A 2087-nucleotide genomic window follows, 5' to 3' on the forward strand; every position below is an offset into this window, starting at 1 on the left:
TAAATCTCTACAATGAAATCAATATTTCCTTTTATGAGTATTCATTATTAGACCCTTCTTATTTTTGTTATGAGGGTACTGACAATGGCAAATAAAACCATCCTCAAATGGGCAGGTTCTAAAGTCCGTGTTATGGATAAATTACTGCCCCACCTGCCAGCAGGTAAGCGACTGGTTGAACCGTTCGCGGGTTCCTGTGCGGTGATGATGAATACGGATTATGAGGCATATTTAATTGCCGATGTGAATATCGATTTAATTGATATGTATCAGGGCATCAAAACCGATAGTGATCAGTTTATAAAATCGGCTACCCACTGGTTTTCTTATTTTAAAGAGGCCAGTGATTTTTATGATTTGAGAGGAATGTTTAATACAGAGCGTGACAATTTTAAAGGTAGTTTAAATTGGTCTGCGCTGTTTTTATTTTTAAATCGTCACTGTTTTAATGGCCTATGCCGCTATAACACCAAAGGCGAGTTTAACGTTCCATTTGGTCATTATAAAAAACCGTATTTCCCTGCCGCTGAAATCTGGGCGTTTGCGGGTAAATCACAGATAGCCACTATTCATCATGCTGACTGGCGTGAAACCTTAGATGCTATTGTTTCAGGGGATGTTGTTTATTGTGATCCGCCTTATTTAACCAAAGACGGGGCATTTACCCAATATCACCCATCCCCTTTCACTAAAACTGAACATGAATCGTTAGCCAATAATTTATACGCACTGAATGCACGTCTCGGAGTTCCTGTCACCGTTTCCAACTCGATTGAAGCCAAAGAACTGTATGCCGATCTGGGTTTCACTGTCCATGAAATTGATGCCCCGCGCACCATTGCTGCCAATGGCAACCGTCAGCCCGCGAAAGAAATTATTGCAGTACTGAAACGATATGAATAAAGCAATGCGTAGCAGTGGTGCACTGTTTTCAATTTGCCACTAACTAACGTTTAAAAATAAGAAATATGGATACAAAAATATGATTAAATTTCTTTCTGTTTACATCTCGGATACACATCAAAGAGGCAATCAGGCGTTAGTTCAGCATCAACAGTTGTTGCCCAAACAGGGGTTAGCGTCCCTGCAAGCAATGACGCAAAAAAATCATTCAGGCGTGCAGGAACGAGAAAACCTGTGGCTCGTGCTGGTAGGTCTCCTAACTGGTTGTAGTCGTAATACAGCACTGTTCGCCGGGTACATTGCACAGCAATATGAATATCAGTCTCCACTGCGTTCCAATTTTCACAGTCAGCCCATTCAGATATTGGGCTGCATAGATAGCGCTGATGTGCACTATTTAGTACATCCTGAATCAGTCTCTTCCACTCTGTGTAGTGTATCCATTCATCCGAAACGTTTTTTGTTAGCTGACGGGCTAATTGTTCTCGTGGCTCTATTTTACGAATCCAGCGGTCGTCTAAGTGAGTTGTTGTTAGTTCAAGAAAGGCATCACAAACAACATACAAATAAGGTGCAGATAAAACTCTTACTTCACCTTGAAAATTACTTGGGCTTGAAAGGAATTTAACGTTACTGGCGGTCTTTACATTATTCATCACTACATCCCTAATTAATTTAACGTTGGTTTGCATCATGTTTAATAGCGACTTATACGAACAAAACGGTAAACATCATAAATCAAAATGCCTACAAAATGAGATAATTCAGTCCGATTTGGCAACGGCTAATGCCCCTATTATTCTTGACCCTAAAAACGGCGTCTATATCACCGATACCCGTTTTGCGGTTGTGACCCATGAAAAGCATAAAGGTAAGCTGGCGCTGTTGCAGGTCGGCACGTATGACCGCAGTTATTCACTGGTTGGCTGGCATGACAGCGACGTGTCGCTGGTTGCTGAACTGGTGAACCTGCATGTATCGCATATCAAGCCCCTGATGCGTTCAGTTGATGATTATCTTAATACGGTCGAGGTGATCACCCGTCGTTGTCAGACCGCGTTGAATCTTTTGAATCCTGATACTTATGGCGGCATTGTTGTATGAGTAGTCGCCTGATTAATTTTAATACCCTGCCCGATGCTGAACCCGCCAATGGGCATTATGCCTATTGGTGGAATGCCCCG

3 protein-coding genes are annotated in these 2087 nt (G+C 42.0%); 2 read left to right on the top strand and 1 reads right to left on the bottom strand.

Annotated elements, in window-relative coordinates; all coding sequences use genetic code 11:
- Positions 1–84: 84 nt before the first annotated feature.
- The gene (locus NXS07_RS19620; protein ID WP_258087469.1) at positions 85–903 is read left to right on the top strand and encodes a DNA adenine methylase; all 819 of its coding nucleotides are present in this window, start codon (positions 85–87) and stop codon (positions 901–903) included.
- Positions 904–986: 83 nt separating this feature from the next.
- Here NXS07_RS19620 and NXS07_RS19625 read toward each other — a convergent pair whose 3' ends face one another.
- Positions 987–1559, bottom strand: a complete 573-nt coding sequence (locus NXS07_RS19625) for a hypothetical protein (RefSeq protein WP_258087470.1) — start codon at positions 1557–1559, stop codon at positions 987–989.
- 37 nt (positions 1560–1596) lie between these two features.
- Between NXS07_RS19625 and NXS07_RS19630 the strand changes: the two genes are divergently transcribed.
- On the top strand, positions 1597–2007 hold the full coding sequence (locus NXS07_RS19630; RefSeq protein ID WP_258087471.1) for a DUF5405 family protein: 411 nt from the start codon (positions 1597–1599) through the stop codon (positions 2005–2007).
- Positions 2008–2087 lie beyond the last annotated feature (80 nt).

Source organism: Xenorhabdus bovienii (assembly GCF_024721015.1).
GTDB classification, from domain to species: domain Bacteria; phylum Pseudomonadota; class Gammaproteobacteria; order Enterobacterales; family Enterobacteriaceae; genus Xenorhabdus; species Xenorhabdus bovienii.

Coding starts and splice junctions, on each gene's coding strand:
- NXS07_RS19630 (WP_258087471.1), top strand. CDS start 1,597: ATGTTTAATAGCGACTTATACGAACAAAACGGTAAACATCATAAATCA.
- NXS07_RS19620 (WP_258087469.1), top strand. CDS start 85: ATGGCAAATAAAACCATCCTCAAATGGGCAGGTTCTAAAGTCCGTGTT.
- NXS07_RS19625 (WP_258087470.1), bottom strand. CDS start 1,559: ATGAATAATGTAAAGACCGCCAGTAACGTTAAATTCCTTTCAAGCCCA.